The following is a 17,595-nucleotide window of genomic DNA, read 5'->3' as shown; positions in this document are numbered from 1 at the left end:
GGCCTGGGGGCAACGCCCGCATTCCGCCGAGCCCTGGGCCGGTCAGCGGCCGGGGGCCGGCTGGGGCTGGTGCGGTCCGGCCGCGGTGTCGCCGTCGCCGTGAGCCGGGGCCGGTGCGGCGGCGGGTTCGATGGAACGACGCCGCGCGAGCAGGACGACGATGAGTACCACCTGCAGGAGGAGCGGAAGTAGCATCGCGAGGGACATCTCGGGGTCGGGGCCGACGCCGTTGGAGACGAGGCTGAAGTCCCACAGCCCGTGGACCAGCATGGGCAGCACCAAGGCGGCGCCGGCGCGAAGGCAGAGGTAGAAGAAATAGCCGGAGGTGGAGACCACGATCGCCTGGAGGACGGCCTGGAAGCCGGAGCCGATGGCGTTGGAGAGGTGGACCGCGCCGAAGACGACGGACGACCACAGCGCGCCCCGTCCCTCGCTGAACCCGGCCTTCTTGAAGACCTGCACGCCGATTCCGCGGAACATCAGCTCCTCGCCGATACCGACGCACGCCGTCATGGCCAGCAGCGCCAGGACCATGGCGAGCGGCTGGCCGGCGAGGTTCCCGTAGTTGATCGCGAGGAGGGAGGCGGCCAGCATCGAGACGGGCACGAACCACACCCAGCGCCGCACCGGGGCCCGGTAGATGACCGATGGGCAGCCCGGATGGCGAGGAGAACGTTCGTCGCGGTCGACATCACCGAGATCTACGTCCACTGGTACGCGGGTCGCTCGAAGAGCGAGCTGGCCGCGTCGCTGGGGGTGGACCGCAAGACGGTCAGGAGTTCTTGGCCAGCTGAAGCGGCCGGGATCAGCCCCGGCGGGCCGCCGATGAGCGAGGCCGACTGGTCGAAGCTGATCAAGGAGTGGTTCCCCGGCCTCATCGACAGAAGGCTCAGACAGGTGCCCTGGCCAGACATCGACCAGCATCGTGACCCGATCGAGAGCCTGCTCGGGACGGTGGCCGTCTCGACGATCCACCAGCGGCTCCGCGATGAGCGCAAGCTGCAGGCGTCGATCTCGTCGTGCCGCCGCTGGATCCATGCGACGCTGCCGGATGAGGTGGCGAAGTCGCAGGTCACCGTGTGTCGGCGTACGCGAGAATGCGTTCGGTGAAGTACGGATGAACGTGCTCAGCGAGATGGCAGGCTGCTCGCTGGGCACGGTGGGCGGATCACCAGAGGCCGAAGAACCGCGTCCACCACGTGGGCCGCGCCGCGAAGGGCTCCAGCGCGCTGGAGCCCTCGTAGTCGCTCTCCAGCAGTTCTTCCGGGACGCTCACGTAGCCGAGCTCAGCCAGGGCCTGCTCCACTGTGGCTAGGTCAGCGGGATCCAGCGCGCCCTCCTCACGGGCTTCGTCCGTGCCGAGGAAGGCCCCCGGATTGTCGGCGCATACCTCGGCGAGGGAACCGAACTTGCTCACGCAGACCACGATCCGTGTTCCGCAGATCGTCGCGGCCGCAGGCACATGGATGCGGCCGTACTCACTGGAGTCCTGGGTGTCCCGCTCGGACTCGCACGGGGCTCCGAAGTCCGCTTCGAGCCGGCGGATCAGGCCGCTGAACGCGAGGCCGGTCACGGCACGGTCGTAGTGCTGCGGCTGTTCCAGCCGCTCGGGGTCGTCGAGTTCGCGCAGGAGGGCCAGCAGTTCTGTCTCGCTCATTGCCATCCGCCCATCCTGCCGCCCGGCGGGCGGCAGCAGAGGGGCAGGGGCATGCGAGCAAGTGCCAGATCCCAAGGTAGGGGCGTAGGCCGTGTATCGAAAGCGTCGTTCGTGTTGCTTGTCGACGGTTGCGGGCAGCGCTGGAGGTGCGAGCTGTAGGGATGGCTTCCACTCTATGGCCAGACCTGTTGAACGCGTTCAACAGGTCTGGCAAGGTATCTCTCCACGGCCGCTCCTACTCGGTTGGCCGATACGGGCTGAGGGTGGGAGGTCCTGGTGGCGGGCGGAGGCAGGCTGCGTGCGTGGGGGAGGGCCGTCGGTGGCTTGGTGGCGGTTTGGGCTGTTCTGACGGCGTGCGCCGGCCCCTATCAGTACTACGAGGGGACAGGGCTCCACGACGCCGCGGAGGCAGAAGTGGCCGGGGGCTGGGAGAACATCGAGGGGACTCGTGTGGAGCTTCGCGAGGACGGGACGGCTCTTGTCGAGAAGCTCGACGGAGATGCCTTCGACTTCGAGGACGGCTGGCGTCTCTCCGGTACGGGAACCTGGCAGCTGACCGACGACGAAGGCGGACAGGTCGTCCGACTCGCGCTGACGACCCGGACACGAGTCGAGAGGCGCTTTCCCGCATCTGCGACTGACCCCTCGACTCCGGAGCCCCCGTCGACATACACGTGGTTCTTCTACGTGGACCGCGATCAGCACGATGGGCTGGTGCTGTTCTTCATGTACGGCGATCCGGACATCGGGAACATGTATGTGATGACGCGCGAGACAGGGTCATAGCCATTCGTTGATCGCTGCGACCGGCACGGTCCCGGCATCCTCGGGTAGCGCGACGCGGGCGACCGGGCTGTTGCCGACGAGCGTGATTCCCCAGTGGAACAACTGGGGCCCGGTGCGACCGTGGACGGTGACACCGCCAAACGGGGTACAGGCCCGCCATAGTGGGCGCTGATCCCGGTCCGCTCGAAATGATCCGCGCCCAGCTCCCACACTCCGGACTCTCTCCAGAACCAGAACCAGAACCAGAACGGGAAGGAGCCTTCCCGGCCGACGGGGCGCTCACCGAGGGCGGCGGCGACCTCGGGCGGGCTCATGCCGAAGGCGAGCGGCCCGACCCGCTTCATCGGCGTCCACTCCCAGCGCGGCCGCTCTCCCCCGGGGACCACCGGCCACGCGCCGTCGTTGGGTACTTTGCCCTGGACGTCGTGCCAGTGGATGACCGGCGCGGACATGTACGGATCGTCGGCGATGCTCGGGCCGCACAGCAGCGCCGAGGTCACCAGCGTGTCCAGGCGCGCCGCGTATCCGCCCCAGACAGCATCACCGTCGCGCAGCTCCACGAGGCCGTGCCTGGCGGGGACTTCTCGATCGCACAACTCGCTCGGACTTTGAACACGACGACGGCTCACGTCATCTGCCTGCTGTCGCAGCACCTCGTCGACTGGAGCCCGCCCCGGTTCCGCCGTACCCAGCACACCGCCACCCGACTCGACCAGTGGCGCGCCTGGTACGAACGGGACCGCCTGTCGCTCCAGGACATCGCCGACCGTGAAGGAACCAGCCTCGCCACTGTGCGTCTGGCTTTCCTCAAGAGCGGGGTCCCGCTGCGCCCCGCCGGGTCCTATCCGGGCCGCCCTCGGCGGAAGCGAACTTTCTTGTCCGGGGAGGCCACGGGAGCTTCCTCCCGGCTACTCGGGCAGGGCCGATCGCCGATGACGTTCTTCATGACGAGGGTTGACGTCGGGCGCTGGACCCCAGGCAGCTGGGCAAGCTGCTGGAAGGCGGCGAGGTCGGCGGTGGCGACGCGCAGGAGGTAGTCAGGTTCGCCGTCCGACTTTGGCCCCAGGGTCGACGTAGCCGGCTGGCGGGCTTGTGGTGGCCCGGCATCGGTTTGCCGGGCCACGTTCGGTCAGTGGGCGTCGGTGCGCTGTTCGAGGCGGGTGCCGTGGCGCAGGGTGATCGACATCAGGTCGCTGGGGGTGTCGAGTTCCAGGCGGTGCCAGCGGCCGCGGGGGACGACGAGGGCGGTGCCTGCTTGCAGCCGCACCATGTCCTCGGTGGCACCGGGAGTGTCGGGACGGAAATAGAGGCGGACACCGCCGGTCAGGCAGCACACCGCTTCCTCCGCCTCCGGGTGCATCTCCCAGTGGTCGGCGTGCACATCGGCATCGGTTTCCACGTGGAACGTGGCGATCTGCCAGGTCCTGGAGGTGCTGCTGGTCATCTGGCGCTCGACGGCTCGGACGTCGCCGTCGGGGTGGAAGTGCAGCGCCGAGGCGAACAGGTCGACGACGGTGGTACTCATGACGGAGTTCCTTCCAGTTGGTTGTCTGTGGTGGCGGTGGACTGTGGTGACCGTATGGCGGTCCGGCGACCTGGCAGGACGGTGATCGCCACGACCGCCGCGAGCACGAAGACGGCGGCGGCGAGGGCCAGGCCCAGGGCGTAGCCGGCATTGAGCGCGGCCGGGTCGGTGGCCGTGCCGGTGTGATGTGCGGCGATGGTGGCCAGGATGGCCAGGCCGATGGAGCCGCCGAGTTGGCGGGAGCTGTTCATCAGGCCGGAGGCCATGCCGGCCTCACTGGGAGCGACCCCCGTAGTTGCGGCGGCGGCGACCGGGGCCAGGACCAGTCCGGCGCCGAGACTGGTGACGAGGGACGGGCCGAGTACGTCGGTGAGGAAGCTCCCGTCGGGGCTGATGAGCGCGAACCATGTCAGGCCTGCGGCGGCCAGCAGGGCGCCGGGCACCAGGGAGACCCGGGGCGTGCGGGAGGCGGTGAGACGGGTGGCCACGATGGTTCCCGCGACCAGGCCCAGGGAGAAGGGCAGGAAGGCGATGCCGGTCGCCGCGGCTCCCATGCCCAGGACCTGCTGCATGTACAGGGACACGAAGTAGAAGGCGGTGAACTGCCCGGCTGCGGCCAGGAACACGAGGGCGTTCGCGCCGCCGACCCAACGGCTGCGCAGCAGGCCGAGACGGAGCAGAGGTGTGGTGGCCCTTGACTCGACGACGACGAAGGCGGCCAGCAGCACGGCCGCGGCGCCGAGGGTCGCCCACGTGGTACGGGAGTTCCAGCCGAGGGTGTCGGTGCGGACGACACCGAGCACGAGCAGTCCGACTCCGCCGGTGGCCAGGGCGGCGCCCGGCACGTCCAGCCTCTCGCGCCGGGCGGGTGACACTCCGGCGGGCACCCCTGCGGGGACGAGTGCGAGCGCCACCGCCACTATGGGGAGATTGATCAGCATGATCCAGCGCCAGCCCGCGTACTCGGTGAGCAGTCCACCCGCCAGTACGCCCAGGGCTCCACCTGCGGCGTTCACCGCGCTCCACACCCCCAGCGCGCGGACGCGCCGGGGGCCTTCGGCGAAGGTGGTGGTGAGCATCGCCAGCGCGGCGGGCGCGGCCACGGCGGCGCCCAGGCCCTGTCCGGCGCGGGCGGCAACCAGGTGCCAGGGGGTCTGGGCCAGCCCTCCTGCCAGCGAGCACAGCCCGAAGACTGTCAGTCCCAGGACGAACATCCGTCGCCGGCCGTACAGGTCGCAGGCGCGGCCGCCCAGCAGCAGGAACCCGCCGAACGCGAGCGCGTAGACGTGCACGACCCACGACAGGTCGAGCGGTGTGAATCCCAGCGCCGTGCGGATCGCGGGTAAGGCGACGTTGACCACGGACATGTCCAGGGCGAACACGAACTGGGCGACGGCGGCTGCCGCCAGCACCACTCCGGGCTTCCCTCCAGAGTTTCTATACATGTAAGAAAAGTAAGCGGCGGGGTACACCGCTGTCCACACCTGAGGAATGATGGGGGGCATGCCGCGACCGTCCGCACCACGCAAAACCCTGGGCCGACCTCCCCGTATCTCTCGCGAGGAGATCATCGAGGCAGCTCGTCGGATCATGGATGAGGGAGGCGCGGACCGGCTGACGATGCGGCGACTGGCCACGGAGGTCGGCAGTACGCCGATGGCGCTCTACCACCACGTCCGTGACAAAGAGGAGCTGCTCGTCCTCCTGCTCGACGATTACGCGACCCGAACCCTGCGCCGGCCCGAACTGCCCGACCATCCTCGCGAGCGGACCATCGCCGCCGCCGCCGCGGTCCACGAGGCGCTCTCCGCCTGCCCTTGGATCACGGAGGTGCTGACCGCCGACGACTTGATGTCCACGTCCGCGCTGTGGTTCGTCGAGCAGATCGTCGATGGCCTGGTCGCGTGCGGACTGACCCCCGAACAGGCCGTACGCGGTTACCGCGCGATCTGGTACTACACCGCCGGAGAGATCATGGTCCGCGCAGCCGCGGCCCGGCGCCGCGCGGACGACGACCGTACGACCTACCGGGAGCGAGTATTCGCCGATCTCGACCCGGGGGAGCTTCCCCGCCTGGCCAAGGTCGCGGACCGCTGGGCGTCGCTGACCGCCGAGGACACCTACCTGGACGGACTCCGAGCGCTGGTGGACGGCCTCCTCGCCACCCGCTGACGGAGCGCCGCCCGTCAACGCTTCAGGACCCGCGACGCTGACGTGCCGTAAGCGTGCCAGCGCCCGTCGTTTCTGCCGAGCATGGTCGTCGTGAGGTTGGCGGGCAGCCGCTGCCGCCTCTCCCCCGGGGATCGGGATTCCGCCGGGCACCGTGCACAGATCGAGGACGGCGGGCCCGGTTACGGAAGGCCGAGATCTACCTGGAGCACCTCGCGATCACCCGCCGTCGCCGGCCTCGCCGACCGTCGCCCGATCGTCGTGCCGGTCCTGCCCGAGCACCGGACTACCTCGGCATCCTCGCCGCCTTCCACCATGCGACCGGACCGCTACGGGCCGAGGACATCTGCGAAGCTCTCAGCCACGAACTGCTGCCGAAGAATGTCGAAGGGGCCCTCGCCAAGCTGAATCGCCTGGTCGAATCAGGTGGCAATAGCCAGCGCCCCTGCCCCAGTCATCACCCGGAACGGATACCAGCTCATGGACCACCGTGTCAGGGGTTTTTGACGGTGATGTCCCCGTTGCTGCTCTTCAGGTCGAGTCGGAACTTACCCGCCGGATCATCGGAGACGCCGATGGTCGTCATCGGATCTGATCGGATCGGATGCGCCGACGGGCCCCGGAACCAGCGGGTTCATTGGACACCCGGCGGACCTGTCGTCATTCGTACGTGTGACGACAGAAGGGTCAGCACCGCTGTATGGCACCGCGTGAAGGACTGGGAGCAGGGACGCGGCGGGAGGGGTTCTCTCACGTGCTCTTGGTGCGGAGGTCGGTGATGAGGCGGCTGATGTGGAGTCCGAGGTAGGCGACTTCGTCGCGGGTGAGGGGGGAGCCGAGTCCCATTTCGAATCGGTATTGGATTTTGGCGGCGCAGTTGACTGATTCGGGGTGGGTCTGGGTGATGGCGTCGGCGAGGAGGGAGGTGGGTTCGGTGATCTGCTGGTCGCTGGTGATGCGGGTGAAGAGGTAGCGCAGGTGGGTGACGAAGCGGGTGGCGTTCATGGACTGCTGGTCGACGGTGACGCCGAAGGTGTGGTCGATGATCGCGAAGGTCTGGGTGATGATTTCCGTCATGCGCATGGCCTGTCCGGTGCCGGGGTGGGTGCCGGCGAACTGGGCGTTGACGAAGTGCAGGGCCAGAGCGACGGCTTCGTCGGGTTCGAAGCGGACGTCGAGGGCGTACTCGGCCTGGGTGACGGCGGTACGGGCAGTGGCGAGTTCGCGGGGGTAGAGCTGGGAGATCTCCCAGGCGAGGGGGAACTGGGCGGGGATGTTCTCGCGGGCGCGCTGGGCCGCGTAGTGGAGGTGGTCGGCCAGGGGCAGGACGAGGCTTTGGGTGATGCGCAGGCCGAGGTGCTCGTGGGCGAGATCGGCGACACGTCCGGCGGCGCGGATCGCGGCCATGGGGGTGTCGGTGAGGAAGTGGCCGAGGTGCTCTTCGTCGGTGGCGGTGGTGGTCTCGGCGGTGAAGATCTGGTCGATCTTCTGCGGGTCGAGGGCGTCGCCGGGGCGCCGGGAGTGGCCGAGTCCGCGGCCGAGTGCGACGAGGTCGCGGCCTTCGTGCTCGGCGATGACGGCGTTGTTGTTGAGGACGCGTTTGACGTGCACCGACGTGCTCTCTTCGCTGAGGGCGGCGGAAGCGCGGCGCGCACCGGCTGGTGGTGGGTATGGCGCGCGCCGCGGTTGTCGCGGGCTGGAGTCAGGGGGTGCCGTGGGGGCGGTGGAGGTCGTTGCCGTCGCGGGCGATGAGGTCGCGGTACCAGAAGAAGCTGTCCTTGCGGGAGCGGGCCAGGTTCTTCGGATCGGTCTCGTCGCGGTCGACGTGGATGAATCCGTACCGTTTGGCGCAGCCCTGGTGGGTGGAGATCAGGTCGAGGGCGGACCAGGGACAGTAGCCGAAGACGTCGATGCCGTCGCTGAGGGCGCGCTGGATCTGTTCGATGTGGCGGCGCAGGTAGTCGATGCGGTAGTCGTCGTGGACGCGTCCGTCGTCGGTGAGGGTGTCGAAAGCGCCGAGCCCGTTCTCCGTGATGATCAGGGGAAGGCGGTAGCGGTCGTGGAGGTGGCGCATGGTGGTGCGGAAGCCGTCGGGGTCGATGTCCCAGCCGAAGGCGTTCTTCTCCAGGTGGGGGTTGTCCGCGCCGCGGTAGAAGCCGATCTCGCCGCGGACGATCTGCTGGTCGGCGCCGCGGATGGTCAGGTCGGAGGCGTCACCGCGGGAGGCTCCGACGGTCTGGGTGGCGTAGTAGTTGAAGGCGATGAAGTCCGGCTTGCCGGCGGCCAGGATCGCGTTGTCGTCGTCGCCGATCGTGGGGGCGTAGCCCTTCTCGGTGAGGTAGGTCCAGGCGAGGGGGTGGTAGGTGCCGTGGACGGCGAGGTCGGTGTAGAGCCAGTTGCGGACGGCGTTCCAGTCGTCGGCGGCCAGCACGTCGCCGGGGGCACAGGTGGCGGGGTAGATGTAGGAGATGTTGGGGGCGGGGCCGATCTTGGCCTCGGGAAGCAGGTCGTGGCACAGGGCCATGGCGCGGGCCTGCGCCAGGAACATGTGGTGGTTCTGCTGGTAGAGGTCCTTCTTCCCGGCGTCGCCGGTCAGCTTGGTGGTGCCGATGGCGTCACCGTGCAGGATCATCATGTTCTGCTCGTTGATGGTCAGCCACAGGCGGACCTTGTGGCCATACTCGCGGTAGAGGATGCGGGCGTAGCGGACGAAGGCGTCGACGGTGGCGGGGTTGCTCCAGCCGCCCTTGCCGTCGAGGGCCTGTGGCAGGTCGAAGTGGTACATCGTCAGGACGGGTTCGATGCCGTGGTCGAGGAGGGCGTCGATGAGGCGGTGGTAGAAGGCGATCCCGGCCGGGTTCTCCGCTCCGTCGCCGTCGGGGAGGATGCGGGTCCAGGCAACGGAGAAGCGATAGGCCTTCAGCCCCATCTCGGCGAACAGGGCGACGTCCTCGGCGTAGTGGTGGTAGTGGCCGGAGGCGACGGTGAAGTCGGCGGTGCCTTCGGGGCGGTCTGTACGGGCGTCGATGACGGAGGGGCCCTTGCCGTCCTCGTTCCAGGCGCCTTCGACCTGGTAGGCCGAGGTGGATGCGCCCCACAGGAAGTCGGCGGGGAAGAGGGTGGGCTGGGAGTGCTGCACGGGAGTTGTTCCTTGCGGTCGCGGGTGAGGGGAAGGGCTTTCAAGGAGCGAGGGCGAGGAGACTGTCGCTGGTGGTGACGGTGCCGTCGGTGTGGACGGTGATGGGTTCGTCGCTGTCGTGGTTGGTGATGATGAGCAGGACCGTCCGTGGATGACCTGCGGCTGTGATGGCGCGGAGGTCGGCGGAGACGAGGTGGTCTCCTGCTGCGACGCGGGTGCCGCGAGCGACGGGGGCGGTGAAGCCGGTGCCGTTCATGGTGACGGTGTCGATGCCGACGTGGACGAGGACTTCCACGCCGTCGTCGGTGCGGATACCGAAGGCGTGCCCGCTGTCCATGGCAACCATGACTGTCCCCGCACAGGGAGCGACGATGCGGCCGTCAGCAGGTTCGATGCCGACTCCGGGCCCCATGGCACCGGAGGAGAACACGGGGTCGGCCACGTCGTCGAGGGGCACCACTGTGCCGGCGCACGGAGCGGTCAGCGAAGTGGTGCCGGCTTGTACGACGGTCGTCGTGGCGGTGCCTGTCGTCGGGGCGGCCGGGTCGCCGTCCTGTGTTCCCGCCGTGGCGGAGGGTTCGGTTCCCTCTGGCGCGAAGGACTTCTCGTACTTCCAGGACAGCACCAGAGTGAGTACCGCGGTGACCGCAGCGCCGATTCCCATGGCGACGAGCATGTTCGCCAGGTGGCGCATAGTGTCGTCGCCGATGTACAGCAGGACGGCCGGGATGCCGGAGGAGCCGGTGGCGAAGCGGGCCGTCTGGGTCAGCCCCGCGTACAGGCCCGCTGCTCCGCCGCCGATGCAGGACGCGATCAGCGGGTACTTGCGGGGCAGGAGAACACCGTAGAGGGCGGGCTCGGTGACCCCCATGAGGGCGGTGACGCCGCCTGCGGTCGCGATCTGGCGGACTTTGCGGTCCTTGGTGCGCAGAGCGACGATCAACGTGGCCAGGCCGACGGCGATGTTGGAGCACAGGGCGCCGGGTCCGAAGATGCTCTCGCGTCCGGTCTGGGCGAGCTGGACCACTCCCACCGGGGCTACCGCGTTGTGCAGGCCCAGCATCACCATGAGGGGGAGCAGAGAGCCAATGATCAGGGGTGGGGCCCAGGAGGCATGGGTGGACAGGAAAGTGAATGCGGTGGCCAGGTAGCCGCCGAGGAATCCGCCGGCCGGGCCGATCAGCGTGAGCGAGAGGGTGCCCATGATCAGGAAGGTGAGCATGGGCACGAAGACCAGGTTCACGGCGTTCGGGACGATCCGGTTCAGCGCCTTCTCCACGTACGACTGGACGAGGACGACCAGGATGATCGGAATGACCGAGGAACCGTAGGCGGTGAGGTGGACGGGGAGTACCTCGAAGAGGTGGACCGGCTTGCCTTCCTGCACCATGGCGACCCAGGCCGGATGCAGCATGATCCCGGCGACGCCCGCAGCGAGGATGGGGTTGCACTCCAGCTTCCTGGCTGCGGAGAAGGCCAGCAGGAACGGCAGGAAGTAGAAGACCGCGTCGGCGAAGAAGCTCAGCAGTTGGTAGGTCTGGGAGTCTGTGCCGACCCAGCCGAGCACGACGAGCAGCGCGAGGAGCGCCTTTATCATGCCCGCTCCCGACAGGGCGGGGATGATCGGCATGAAGATGCCCGCGATGAAGTCGATGAGTCTGCCCGCGGGTCCCTTGCGGTCCTTCTCCGCACGGGGCGCGTCGGCCGCGGCTGAGGCGGCGTGACCGAGCAGGGCGAGCCGCCTCTCGACAGCCCGGTGGACGTCTTGGACGTGCAGGCCGACCACCACTTGCAGCACGCCACTGCCCAGGACCGCCTTGACGACACCGTCATGCCGCTCCAGCCCCGCCCTGTCGGCCTTGGCGTCATCGTGCAGTACAAAACGCAGCCGCGTCTGGCAGTGATACACCGAATCAATGTTGTCCGCACCGCCGACGAGGTCGACGATCTCTTCTGCGAGCTGAGCGTATTTCTTGCTCATCTTCGTCCGTGCCTTTGCAGGAGGAGGGGCTGAAATTCACCCCGGGGGAATTATGCAGGGGTGAGGCCGAAAGAGGAAAACCGGGTGAGAGATTTCTGGTCTCAGCTTTCCGGTCGGGTTTCCAGGAGGGCGGCCAGTTCGTCCAGCTTCTGCACGGCGTTCGGACCTGCGGAGCGCAGAGTGACCCGGTCTCCGCCGCGCAGGCCCAGGGTCATGAGGCCGAGCAGGCTCCGGGCATCCTGGACCTGCTGGGGTTCGGCTCCGGCAGGGGCGATAGAGACGTCCAGGCCGGTCGCGGTGACCGCCTTGACGAAAGCTCCGGCAGGCCGGGCGTGGAGGCCGGCGGGGTCGGCGATGGTGGCGGTGCGCTCGTACACAAAAACCTCGCAAGAATCGGGAGAGGGTCACTCTCCAGGGTTCGGACGACCGTTTTCGGGCAACAAAAAGACCCAAGCCGTGACACCGTACGAAGTGAGGTGGTGTCAGAGCTTGGGTCTTGCTTCGCGGTTAAGCGAGTGACATGCCCAAATCTCGGTTGCGAGAATTCATTCTCGCGTTCCCAATCAATCATCCGGAGTGTTCCCTGTCAACTGGCCCAAGGGCCCGGAATTCACGTGACTTCCGGCTCTTCGCGCCTTGTTCGGCGCCCGGTGAACTGAGTCACGGCCGCCGCGGCGAGCAGCAGGACGACCGTGAGGGCCAGCGACAGACGCATCGCCTTCAGGAAGGGTTTGGTAGCGAGCAGGGAGCCGATGCCCGCCACCGCGAGCGCCCCGCCGATCTGCCGGGAGGTGTTGAGCAGGCCGCCGGCGGTTCCGGCGCGTTCTGCGGGGGCATTGTCCAGCAGCAGTGTGGTCATGGACGGCACGGCCAGGGAGCCGCCCAGGCCCACGGGCACCATGAGAGCGACCACCGCCCATACGGGTGCGCTGGAAACCAGGGCTGCCGTCGCCGCCATGGCGAGCGCCATCAGTGCCAGACCGGCCGCGATCGTTGCCCGTGCGCCCAGCCGGTCACAGACGCGCGGCGCGAGCAGGTTGCCCACTGCGGACAGACAGGTCATCGGGAGAAACGCCAGCCCCGCCTGCCACACGGAGAGCCCGCGTTCCTGCTGGAAGTACAGGCTCAGCAGGAACACCAGCCCATAGAAGGCGGCCGTGAACGCGAACCCCGCCAGCAGCGGAACGGCCACACCGGGGTCTCTCACCAGGCCTGGTGGCACCACCGGGTGTGCTGTACGTCTCTGTACGCGTACGAAAGCGAGCGCGCAGACGAGCGCGAATCCCAGCGCCGCGAGCACCGGCCAGGACGCGGGTCCGGTGCTGCCCGCTTCGATCACGGCGAAGACCAGCGCGCACATGGCGGCCATCGCCAGGATTTGGCCGGGCAGGTCCCAGACCACCGCATGTCGAGGTGAGGAGGCGATCCGGCGGAACAGAAGAAGGACCAACAGCCCGAGCGGCAGGTTCACGAAGAAGATCGCCCGCCAGCTCCACTGGGCCAGCGCCCCTCCGGCCAGCGGCCCAGCGGCGGACCCCACGGCCGCCCCCAGTGCCCAGATCGACAGTGCCCGTGCGCGGGCGCGCGCCTCGGGAAAAGCCTCCCGTATCAACGCCATGGAGGCGGGCAGCATCAGCGCGGCGCCTGCCCCCTGCAACAGCCGGGCCGCGACCAGCAGCCCCAGGCTCGGAGCGAGGCCGCAGGCGGCCGAGGAGCCCAGGAACACGCCGAAACCGGCAGCGTACGTGCGCTTGGCGCCGAACCGGTCGGTGAGGGCGCCGGCGGACAGCAGCAGCCCGGCGAACATCAGGGTGTACCCGTCGACGACCCACTGCAGCCCGGCCAGCCCGCCGCCCAGCTCGTCCTGGATGGTGGGCAGGGCAACGTTCACGACCAGGGCGTCCAGGGTCACGATGCCGAAACCGATCACCGACACCGCCAGCGCGGCCCGCGCCCGGCGACCGGACAGAGCCTGCGGCGCAAGCGGTGCGGTGTCCGCGGATATCGGCGAGGGACCGGTGCGGTGCACGGTGAAAACTCCTGAACAGAAAGATGAGCGGAATGGGGCGTGGCGGCGCGCGTGATGTCCGGGCAGGCCGTGCACTCCGGACGGCCAGCTGTCTGCCGTGCGGGGTGACGGTGGTGGGCGGGCCGCTCCCGCGGGGGCGGGGCGTGCTACCGGCTTCGGTCCGGGCTGTCGGGTGCCGGTGCGGGATGCTCGGTGGCCGCCCACGCGGCCAGCAGCTGGAGACGGTCGTGGTCGGGGGTGTGCGGCGGGGTGCTGTAGGCGGTCAGGGTGAGGCCGGGCTGGGCGGGCAGTTCCATCGCGTCGAAGCCCAGCGTCACCTCCCCCACCACGGGGTGGCGGAAGGCTTTGCGGCCGGTGACGTGCAGGCGCACGTTGTGCTTGGCCCACGCGGCGCGGAACTCGTCGTTGCGGGTGACCAGTTCCCCGATCAGCCCCGTGAGATCGCTGTCGCCGGGCGCGCGCCCGGCTTCGGTGCGCAGCAGCGAGACGGTGGTGTTCACCGACTCTTCCCAGTGCGGGAAGAAGTTGCGTCCGGCGGGGTCCAGGAACTGGAAGCGGGCGATGTTGACCGCCTGCCCGGCAGCGCGTGGGCTTGCGTAGAGCGGGCTGTACAGGGCGCGGCCGAGGATGTTGGTGGCGAGGACGTCGAGGCGGCCGTTGCGGATGAAGGCCGGGCAGTCGGTCATGGAGTTGAGCACCCGCAGCACGCTGTCCGGCAGCGGTCCGCGGGGCCGCGGGGCGCGCCGGGCCGGGCGGCGGGCGGCGGCGCGGGCCAGGTCGTGCAGGTGGGCGCGCTCCGCGTCGTCCAGCTGCAGGGCCCTGGCCAGTGCATCGAGGACTTCTTCGGAGGCGCCGGCGAGGTGGCCGCGTTCGAGGCGGACGTAGTAGTCGATGCTGACGCCCGCGAGCAGGGCCACTTCCTCCCGCCGCAGCCCCGGAACCCGCCGGTTGCCGCCGAACGCGGGCAGCCCGGCCTGCTGTGGGGTGATCCTGGCGCGGCGCGAGGTCAGGAAGTCGCGTATGTCGCTCTCGGTACTCACGCCGTCCAGGCTAGGCGAGTATGAGCCTATCTGGGGGGGTCTGTCATTACCTGTAACAGCAGGCCCTTCTTCACGCTCGTGAACTGCGGTTTCCTCGATGGCAAGCCCCCACAGGGGCCGCCCGCAGTCCCGGAAATCCGGATACCGGAGGGCGCGTGACGTCAACCGTGGCAGCGGGGATAGCACCATCTTGTCGAGGAGACGCGCCATGCCGAAGCAGTCCGCACCCCAGGAGCTGGCCCAGATCGCACCGAAGCTGTACGAGGTGACCAACGAGGTCCTGTTCGCCGACGTGTGGGAGCGGCCCGAGCTGTCGCCCAGGGACCGCAGCCTGGTCACCGTCAGCGTGCTGGCTGCCCTGTACCGCACCGAGCAGCTCGACTACCACCTGAACACAGCCCTGGGCAACGGGCTCAGCGTGCAGGAGCTGTCCGAGGCGATCACGCACCTGGGCTTCTACGCAGGATGGCCCAACGCCATGACCGCCATCACCCGGCTGAAGAAGATCACGGACGAGCGGTCCGCCTGACCCTCCACGCAACCAGCACACCGAATCCCCCACCGGCGGCACAGCAGGAGAGAACGACATGACTGACCACGCATTCGACCAGGTCTTCCCGCTCGGGGAGAAGAACCACGCCTTCGCCGAGTACTTCATCGGCCAGAGCTACCTGGCTCCGCTCACCTCGGGCAGTGTGCCCGTCAGCAACGTCTCCTTCGAGCCGGGCTGCCGCAACAACTGGCACATCCACCACGGCACCGGCGGCGCCGGTGACCAGGTCCTGCTGTGTACGGCGGGCAGCGGCTGGTACCAGGCCCAGGGCGAGGAGCCCGTCAGCATGGAACCGGGAACAGTGGTGCAGGTGCCGGCGGGCACCAAGCACTGGCACGGTGCCAAGGCCGACTCGTGGTTCTCCCACCTCGCCTTCATCACCCCGGGCGACGGCGTCAGCAACGAATGGCTGGAGCCCGTCACCGACGAGACCTATGGCACGCTGCCGAAGAACGGAGCCCACGCATGACCATCCTGGACGAGACCTACACGCTGGCAGGCGGCGTCGAGATCCGTCGAACTTCCTGACGTCCGACCTGGAGAACACCCTCGCCCACGGTTCCGTCGCCCCCAGGTTAATCAGGTACTGCTGAATGCCGGGAACACCCCGGCCGACCTGCTGGCGTTCTGCGAGGACCACAACATCCTGGTGCAGGCGTACTCACCGATCGCGCACGGCACGCTCCTCGACAGCCGCCGCATCACCGTGATCGCCGAGAAGTACGGGGTGAGCGTCCCGCAGCCACGCATCCGCTACGCCCTCCAACTGGGCACCCAGCCGCTGCCGAAGACCGTGAACCCCGAGCACATGCGCGCCAACGCGGCCCTCGGCTTCGAGATCTCCGAAGCGGACATGGCCGCACTGCGCACCCTCGACGAGCGGGATTACGGCAAGCACGCCGCCTTCCCCGTCTACAGCGGCCATTAGCACGCACCCGGGCCGCTCTGCCCCGCAGCACGGGCGGCTGGTCCCGTCTCACCAAAGCGGCCAGTAGCACGCACCCGGGCCGCTCTGCCCCGCAGCACGGGCGGCTGGTCCCGTCTCACCAACGGATGCCGCCACCATCCGCGGCCGAAGCGAAGGAGCCCCACATGACCGACACGATGAAAGCCCTGCTGCTCGGCCGCGGACCGCAGTGGGCCCCGACGCCAGCCGCGCACTGCTCGCCGAGGTCGGGGGATAGGGGCGGCATGGGGGTCGGCCTGGATCGCGACGACGCGTACTCTTCCGCGCTGATCAGCGGCCTTGCCGCACGACGGTACGCCGCCCGTGCGGCCCCGGCCGGTGACCATCAGGAGCCGAAGGTCCGGGCCGGGCCGACCACGACGCTGACCAGCGAAGCAGCAGCGAGAACACCACACGCGACCCTGACGGTTGTCGGCGTCATCAGCCGGTTCACACCGACGGTGCTCGCCATGAAGCCGTGGATCCGCGAGGCAAGATCGCGGAAGTTGAACGACACCGCCAAAGCAGCGGCCCCGCACGCCAAGCCCCACACAAGTTCAGCCCCCGTACCCATCAGTTGCCCGTTCCGGTGATCAGACCCCGGAGCGGAGCGTCGGCGGCGGTTGGCCCGCCGGGCTCGTCAACGCCGGCGCCGAGCGTGCGGCGTCTGCTCGGCGCGGTGCGGGGCCGGGGGTTGAAGAGCCCGTTGCCGCGCAGCTCGGCGAGGTCGGGGAGGCGGGCGCCGGGGATGGCGGCGTGGAGGTCGGCCTGGGTCGCGACGACGCGTGTCTGCGGTCCGGGGCCCAGGGTGCGGCGGTCTGTCACGCCGGTCATCGTACGGCCGCGCGGCGAGGCTCGGTTCGGGCACTCCTGGGTGGTCCTGGCCGGGAAGCCGTGACGCTGCCGGGTGCCCGGGGTTGGACGTGCCATACGAAGCTTGCCGTCTCGGTAACCCGGCCGTACTGACCAACGCCGTGCGGTACGCCGATCCCGCTCAGCACCGGACCGCGGACGCGGCGGTCTCGTTCGGGTGACACCCTGAACCTCGCCTCGCGTGTCGTGTCGGCGGGCCGCTGGGGTCTGGCTCCTCGCCTATCCGACCAGGGATGCCTATGGCGTTTCGCCAGGTGACCCTTTCGCTGGGGGCTGCTGTGCTCCTCGCCCTGGCCGTCGTGAACGCCCCGTACGTCACCGCTCGGGCGGTCGCCGCCGCGCCATGCGAGGAAGGCGACACCGAGTCCATGTCGGACTGCTGCGTTGACGAGGGCGAGATCCGGTGGACCGAGTCGTCCAAGTACGGCTCGGAGCGAACCCACGCGATCACCGAGTGGAACAAGCTCCGGAAGATCAACATCGCGCCCGACGCCGCGAACACCGTGAACGACCTGGAGTTCGTGGACTAAGCAAGGCCGACACCATCGGCGCGTACTGGGAACGCCGGGGCGGCATCGCCCAGACCGACTACATCCACCTGAACAAGCACAACATCGACCGCATGACGGCCCCCTACAAGCGCAACGTCCTCGTGCACGAGCTCGGGCACGCCCTGGGCCTGTGCCACAAGTCGGGCGACTACCTGTCGGTCATGTGGAACAAGAAGAGCGACGTCGACAAGCCGACCGCCGTCGACCAGGCCAACTACCGCAAGTTGTGGGGATGATGAAGCGCACCGTTTTGCTGTCGCTCGTCGGCATCGTCGTGGTCGCCGGGTCGGCCCCCGCCGCCGTCCTCGCCACCCAGGACGGTGACGTGACGGTCTACGCGATCTGC

20 protein-coding genes and 1 pseudogene are annotated in these 17,595 nt (G+C 68.8%); 9 read left to right on the top strand and 12 right to left on the bottom strand.

Features of this window, described 5'->3' with window-relative positions; translation table 11 throughout:
* Window positions 1-42: 42 nt before the first annotated feature.
* Entirely contained in the window at window positions 43-627 is a 585-nt protein-coding gene (locus ACZ6J5_RS29095) for a lysostaphin resistance A-like protein (RefSeq protein WP_469396410.1), read from the bottom strand.
* 33 nt (window positions 628-660) lie between these two features.
* Here ACZ6J5_RS29095 and ACZ6J5_RS29090 point away from each other — a divergent pair, with 33 nt between their 5' ends.
* The gene (locus ACZ6J5_RS29090) at window positions 661-1,110 is read left to right on the top strand and encodes a hypothetical protein (protein ID WP_469396408.1); all 450 of its coding nucleotides are present in this window, start codon (window positions 661-663) and stop codon (window positions 1,108-1,110) included.
* Between the two features lie 58 nt (window positions 1,111-1,168).
* Here ACZ6J5_RS29090 and ACZ6J5_RS29085 read toward each other — a convergent pair whose 3' ends face one another.
* Entirely contained in the window at window positions 1,169-1,657 is a 489-nt protein-coding gene (locus ACZ6J5_RS29085) for a hypothetical protein (RefSeq protein WP_469396406.1), read from the bottom strand.
* A 276-nt stretch (window positions 1,658-1,933) separates the two neighbouring features.
* On the opposite strand from ACZ6J5_RS29085, the gene ACZ6J5_RS29080 reads away from it, so the two are divergent.
* Window positions 1,934-2,443: a hypothetical protein gene (locus ACZ6J5_RS29080; protein ID WP_469396404.1), complete on the top strand. Its 510-nt coding sequence runs from the start codon at window positions 1,934-1,936 to the stop codon at window positions 2,441-2,443.
* Between the two features lie 841 nt (window positions 2,444-3,284).
* Here the strand turns inward: ACZ6J5_RS29080 and ACZ6J5_RS29075 are convergent.
* From ACZ6J5_RS29075 to ACZ6J5_RS29065, 3 genes and pseudogenes are all read right to left on the bottom strand, one after another.
* Window positions 3,285-3,491 (bottom strand): annotated as a pseudogene (locus ACZ6J5_RS29075) (Lrp/AsnC ligand binding domain-containing protein); the annotation flags it as partial.
* Between the two features lie 81 nt (window positions 3,492-3,572).
* Window positions 3,573-3,968, bottom strand: a complete 396-nt coding sequence (locus tag ACZ6J5_RS29070; protein ID WP_469396402.1) for a cupin — start codon at window positions 3,966-3,968, stop codon at window positions 3,573-3,575.
* A complete protein-coding gene (locus tag ACZ6J5_RS29065; protein ID WP_469396401.1) occupies window positions 3,965-5,413 on the bottom strand; it encodes an MFS transporter in 1,449 nt (482 codons plus the stop codon). Before ACZ6J5_RS29065 ends, ACZ6J5_RS29070 begins: the two co-directional genes overlap by 4 nt.
* Before the next feature lie 58 nt (window positions 5,414-5,471).
* On the opposite strand from ACZ6J5_RS29065, the gene ACZ6J5_RS29060 reads away from it, so the two are divergent.
* On the top strand, window positions 5,472-6,140 hold the full coding sequence (locus ACZ6J5_RS29060; RefSeq protein ID WP_306314225.1) for a TetR/AcrR family transcriptional regulator: 669 nt from the start codon (window positions 5,472-5,474) through the stop codon (window positions 6,138-6,140).
* Window positions 6,141-6,887: 747 nt separating this feature from the next.
* Here ACZ6J5_RS29060 and ACZ6J5_RS29055 read toward each other — a convergent pair.
* The 6 genes from ACZ6J5_RS29055 to ACZ6J5_RS29030 form a co-directional block, all read right to left on the bottom strand.
* Window positions 6,888-7,748: a PRD domain-containing protein gene (locus ACZ6J5_RS29055; RefSeq protein ID WP_469396400.1), complete on the bottom strand. Its 861-nt coding sequence runs from the start codon at window positions 7,746-7,748 to the stop codon at window positions 6,888-6,890.
* Window positions 7,749-7,839: 91 nt separating this feature from the next.
* On the bottom strand, window positions 7,840-9,276 hold the full coding sequence (locus tag ACZ6J5_RS29050) for a glycoside hydrolase family 1 protein (RefSeq protein WP_469396398.1): 1,437 nt from the start codon (window positions 9,274-9,276) through the stop codon (window positions 7,840-7,842).
* A gap of 40 nt (window positions 9,277-9,316) precedes the next feature.
* Window positions 9,317-11,257 carry a beta-glucoside-specific PTS transporter subunit IIABC gene (locus ACZ6J5_RS29045; RefSeq protein ID WP_469396397.1) on the bottom strand — a complete coding sequence of 647 codons (1,941 nt, stop codon included), beginning with the start codon at window positions 11,255-11,257 and terminating at the stop codon, window positions 9,317-9,319.
* Between the two features lie 101 nt (window positions 11,258-11,358).
* A complete protein-coding gene (locus ACZ6J5_RS29040) occupies window positions 11,359-11,634 on the bottom strand; it encodes an HPr family phosphocarrier protein (protein ID WP_469396396.1) in 276 nt (91 codons plus the stop codon).
* A gap of 233 nt (window positions 11,635-11,867) precedes the next feature.
* Window positions 11,868-13,286 carry an MFS transporter gene (locus tag ACZ6J5_RS29035; protein WP_469396394.1) on the bottom strand — a complete coding sequence of 473 codons (1,419 nt, stop codon included), beginning with the start codon at window positions 13,284-13,286 and terminating at the stop codon, window positions 11,868-11,870.
* Between the two features lie 146 nt (window positions 13,287-13,432).
* Window positions 13,433-14,326: a helix-turn-helix transcriptional regulator gene (locus tag ACZ6J5_RS29030; protein WP_469396392.1), complete on the bottom strand. Its 894-nt coding sequence runs from the start codon at window positions 14,324-14,326 to the stop codon at window positions 13,433-13,435.
* A gap of 208 nt (window positions 14,327-14,534) precedes the next feature.
* Here ACZ6J5_RS29030 and ACZ6J5_RS29025 point away from each other — a divergent pair, with 208 nt between their 5' ends.
* The 4 genes from ACZ6J5_RS29025 (at window position 14,535) to ACZ6J5_RS29010 (ending at window position 16,418) form a co-directional block, all read left to right on the top strand.
* Window positions 14,535-14,855 (top strand): carboxymuconolactone decarboxylase family protein, encoded by a 321-nt coding sequence (locus ACZ6J5_RS29025; protein WP_469396391.1) that lies wholly within the window; start codon window positions 14,535-14,537, stop codon window positions 14,853-14,855.
* 58 nt (window positions 14,856-14,913) lie between these two features.
* Window positions 14,914-15,348 (top strand): cupin domain-containing protein, encoded by a 435-nt coding sequence (locus ACZ6J5_RS29020; RefSeq protein ID WP_469396389.1) that lies wholly within the window; start codon window positions 14,914-14,916, stop codon window positions 15,346-15,348.
* Window positions 15,349-15,465: 117 nt separating this feature from the next.
* Complete coding sequence (locus ACZ6J5_RS29015) at window positions 15,466-15,807, top strand: aldo/keto reductase (protein ID WP_469396681.1); 342 nt, start codon at window positions 15,466-15,468, stop codon at window positions 15,805-15,807.
* 164 nt (window positions 15,808-15,971) lie between these two features.
* Window positions 15,972-16,418: a hypothetical protein gene (locus tag ACZ6J5_RS29010; protein ID WP_469396388.1), complete on the top strand. Its 447-nt coding sequence runs from the start codon at window positions 15,972-15,974 to the stop codon at window positions 16,416-16,418.
* Here ACZ6J5_RS29010 and ACZ6J5_RS29005 read toward each other — a convergent pair.
* Window positions 16,399-16,650 carry a hypothetical protein gene (locus tag ACZ6J5_RS29005; RefSeq protein ID WP_469396387.1) on the bottom strand — a complete coding sequence of 84 codons (252 nt, stop codon included), beginning with the start codon at window positions 16,648-16,650 and terminating at the stop codon, window positions 16,399-16,401. The two genes, ACZ6J5_RS29010 and ACZ6J5_RS29005, sit on opposite strands and share 20 nt — an antisense overlap.
* A 287-nt stretch (window positions 16,651-16,937) precedes the next feature.
* Between ACZ6J5_RS29005 and ACZ6J5_RS29000 the strand changes: the two genes are divergently transcribed.
* Entirely contained in the window at window positions 16,938-17,228 is a 291-nt protein-coding gene (locus ACZ6J5_RS29000; protein WP_469396385.1) for a hypothetical protein, read from the top strand.
* 92 nt (window positions 17,229-17,320) lie between these two features.
* Window positions 17,321-17,485: a hypothetical protein gene (locus ACZ6J5_RS28995; RefSeq protein WP_469396384.1), complete on the top strand. Its 165-nt coding sequence runs from the start codon at window positions 17,321-17,323 to the stop codon at window positions 17,483-17,485.
* The last annotated feature ends 110 nt before the right edge of the window (window positions 17,486-17,595 follow it).

The sequence above is a fragment of the Streptomyces sp. NPDC042100 genome (assembly GCF_055582325.1).
Note: the sequence above shows the minus strand (reverse complement) of the source record. Positions and strands in the feature narration are given on the sequence as shown.

Coding starts and splice junctions, on each gene's coding strand:
- ACZ6J5_RS29070 (WP_469396402.1), bottom strand. CDS start 3,968: ATGAGTACCACCGTCGTCGACCTGTTCGCCTCGGCGCTGCACTTCCAC.
- ACZ6J5_RS29085 (WP_469396406.1), bottom strand. CDS start 1,657: ATGAGCGAGACAGAACTGCTGGCCCTCCTGCGCGAACTCGACGACCCC.
- ACZ6J5_RS29020 (WP_469396389.1), top strand. CDS start 14,914: ATGACTGACCACGCATTCGACCAGGTCTTCCCGCTCGGGGAGAAGAAC.
- ACZ6J5_RS29060 (WP_306314225.1), top strand. CDS start 5,472: ATGCCGCGACCGTCCGCACCACGCAAAACCCTGGGCCGACCTCCCCGT.
- ACZ6J5_RS29045 (WP_469396397.1), bottom strand. CDS start 11,257: ATGAGCAAGAAATACGCTCAGCTCGCAGAAGAGATCGTCGACCTCGTC.
- ACZ6J5_RS29025 (WP_469396391.1), top strand. CDS start 14,535: ATGCCGAAGCAGTCCGCACCCCAGGAGCTGGCCCAGATCGCACCGAAG.
- ACZ6J5_RS29065 (WP_469396401.1), bottom strand. CDS start 5,413: ATGTATAGAAACTCTGGAGGGAAGCCCGGAGTGGTGCTGGCGGCAGCC.
- ACZ6J5_RS29010 (WP_469396388.1), top strand. CDS start 15,972: ATGACCGACACGATGAAAGCCCTGCTGCTCGGCCGCGGACCGCAGTGG.
- ACZ6J5_RS29090 (WP_469396408.1), top strand. CDS start 661: ATGGCGAGGAGAACGTTCGTCGCGGTCGACATCACCGAGATCTACGTC.
- ACZ6J5_RS28995 (WP_469396384.1), top strand. CDS start 17,321: ATGACGGCCCCCTACAAGCGCAACGTCCTCGTGCACGAGCTCGGGCAC.
- ACZ6J5_RS29000 (WP_469396385.1), top strand. CDS start 16,938: ATGGCGTTTCGCCAGGTGACCCTTTCGCTGGGGGCTGCTGTGCTCCTC.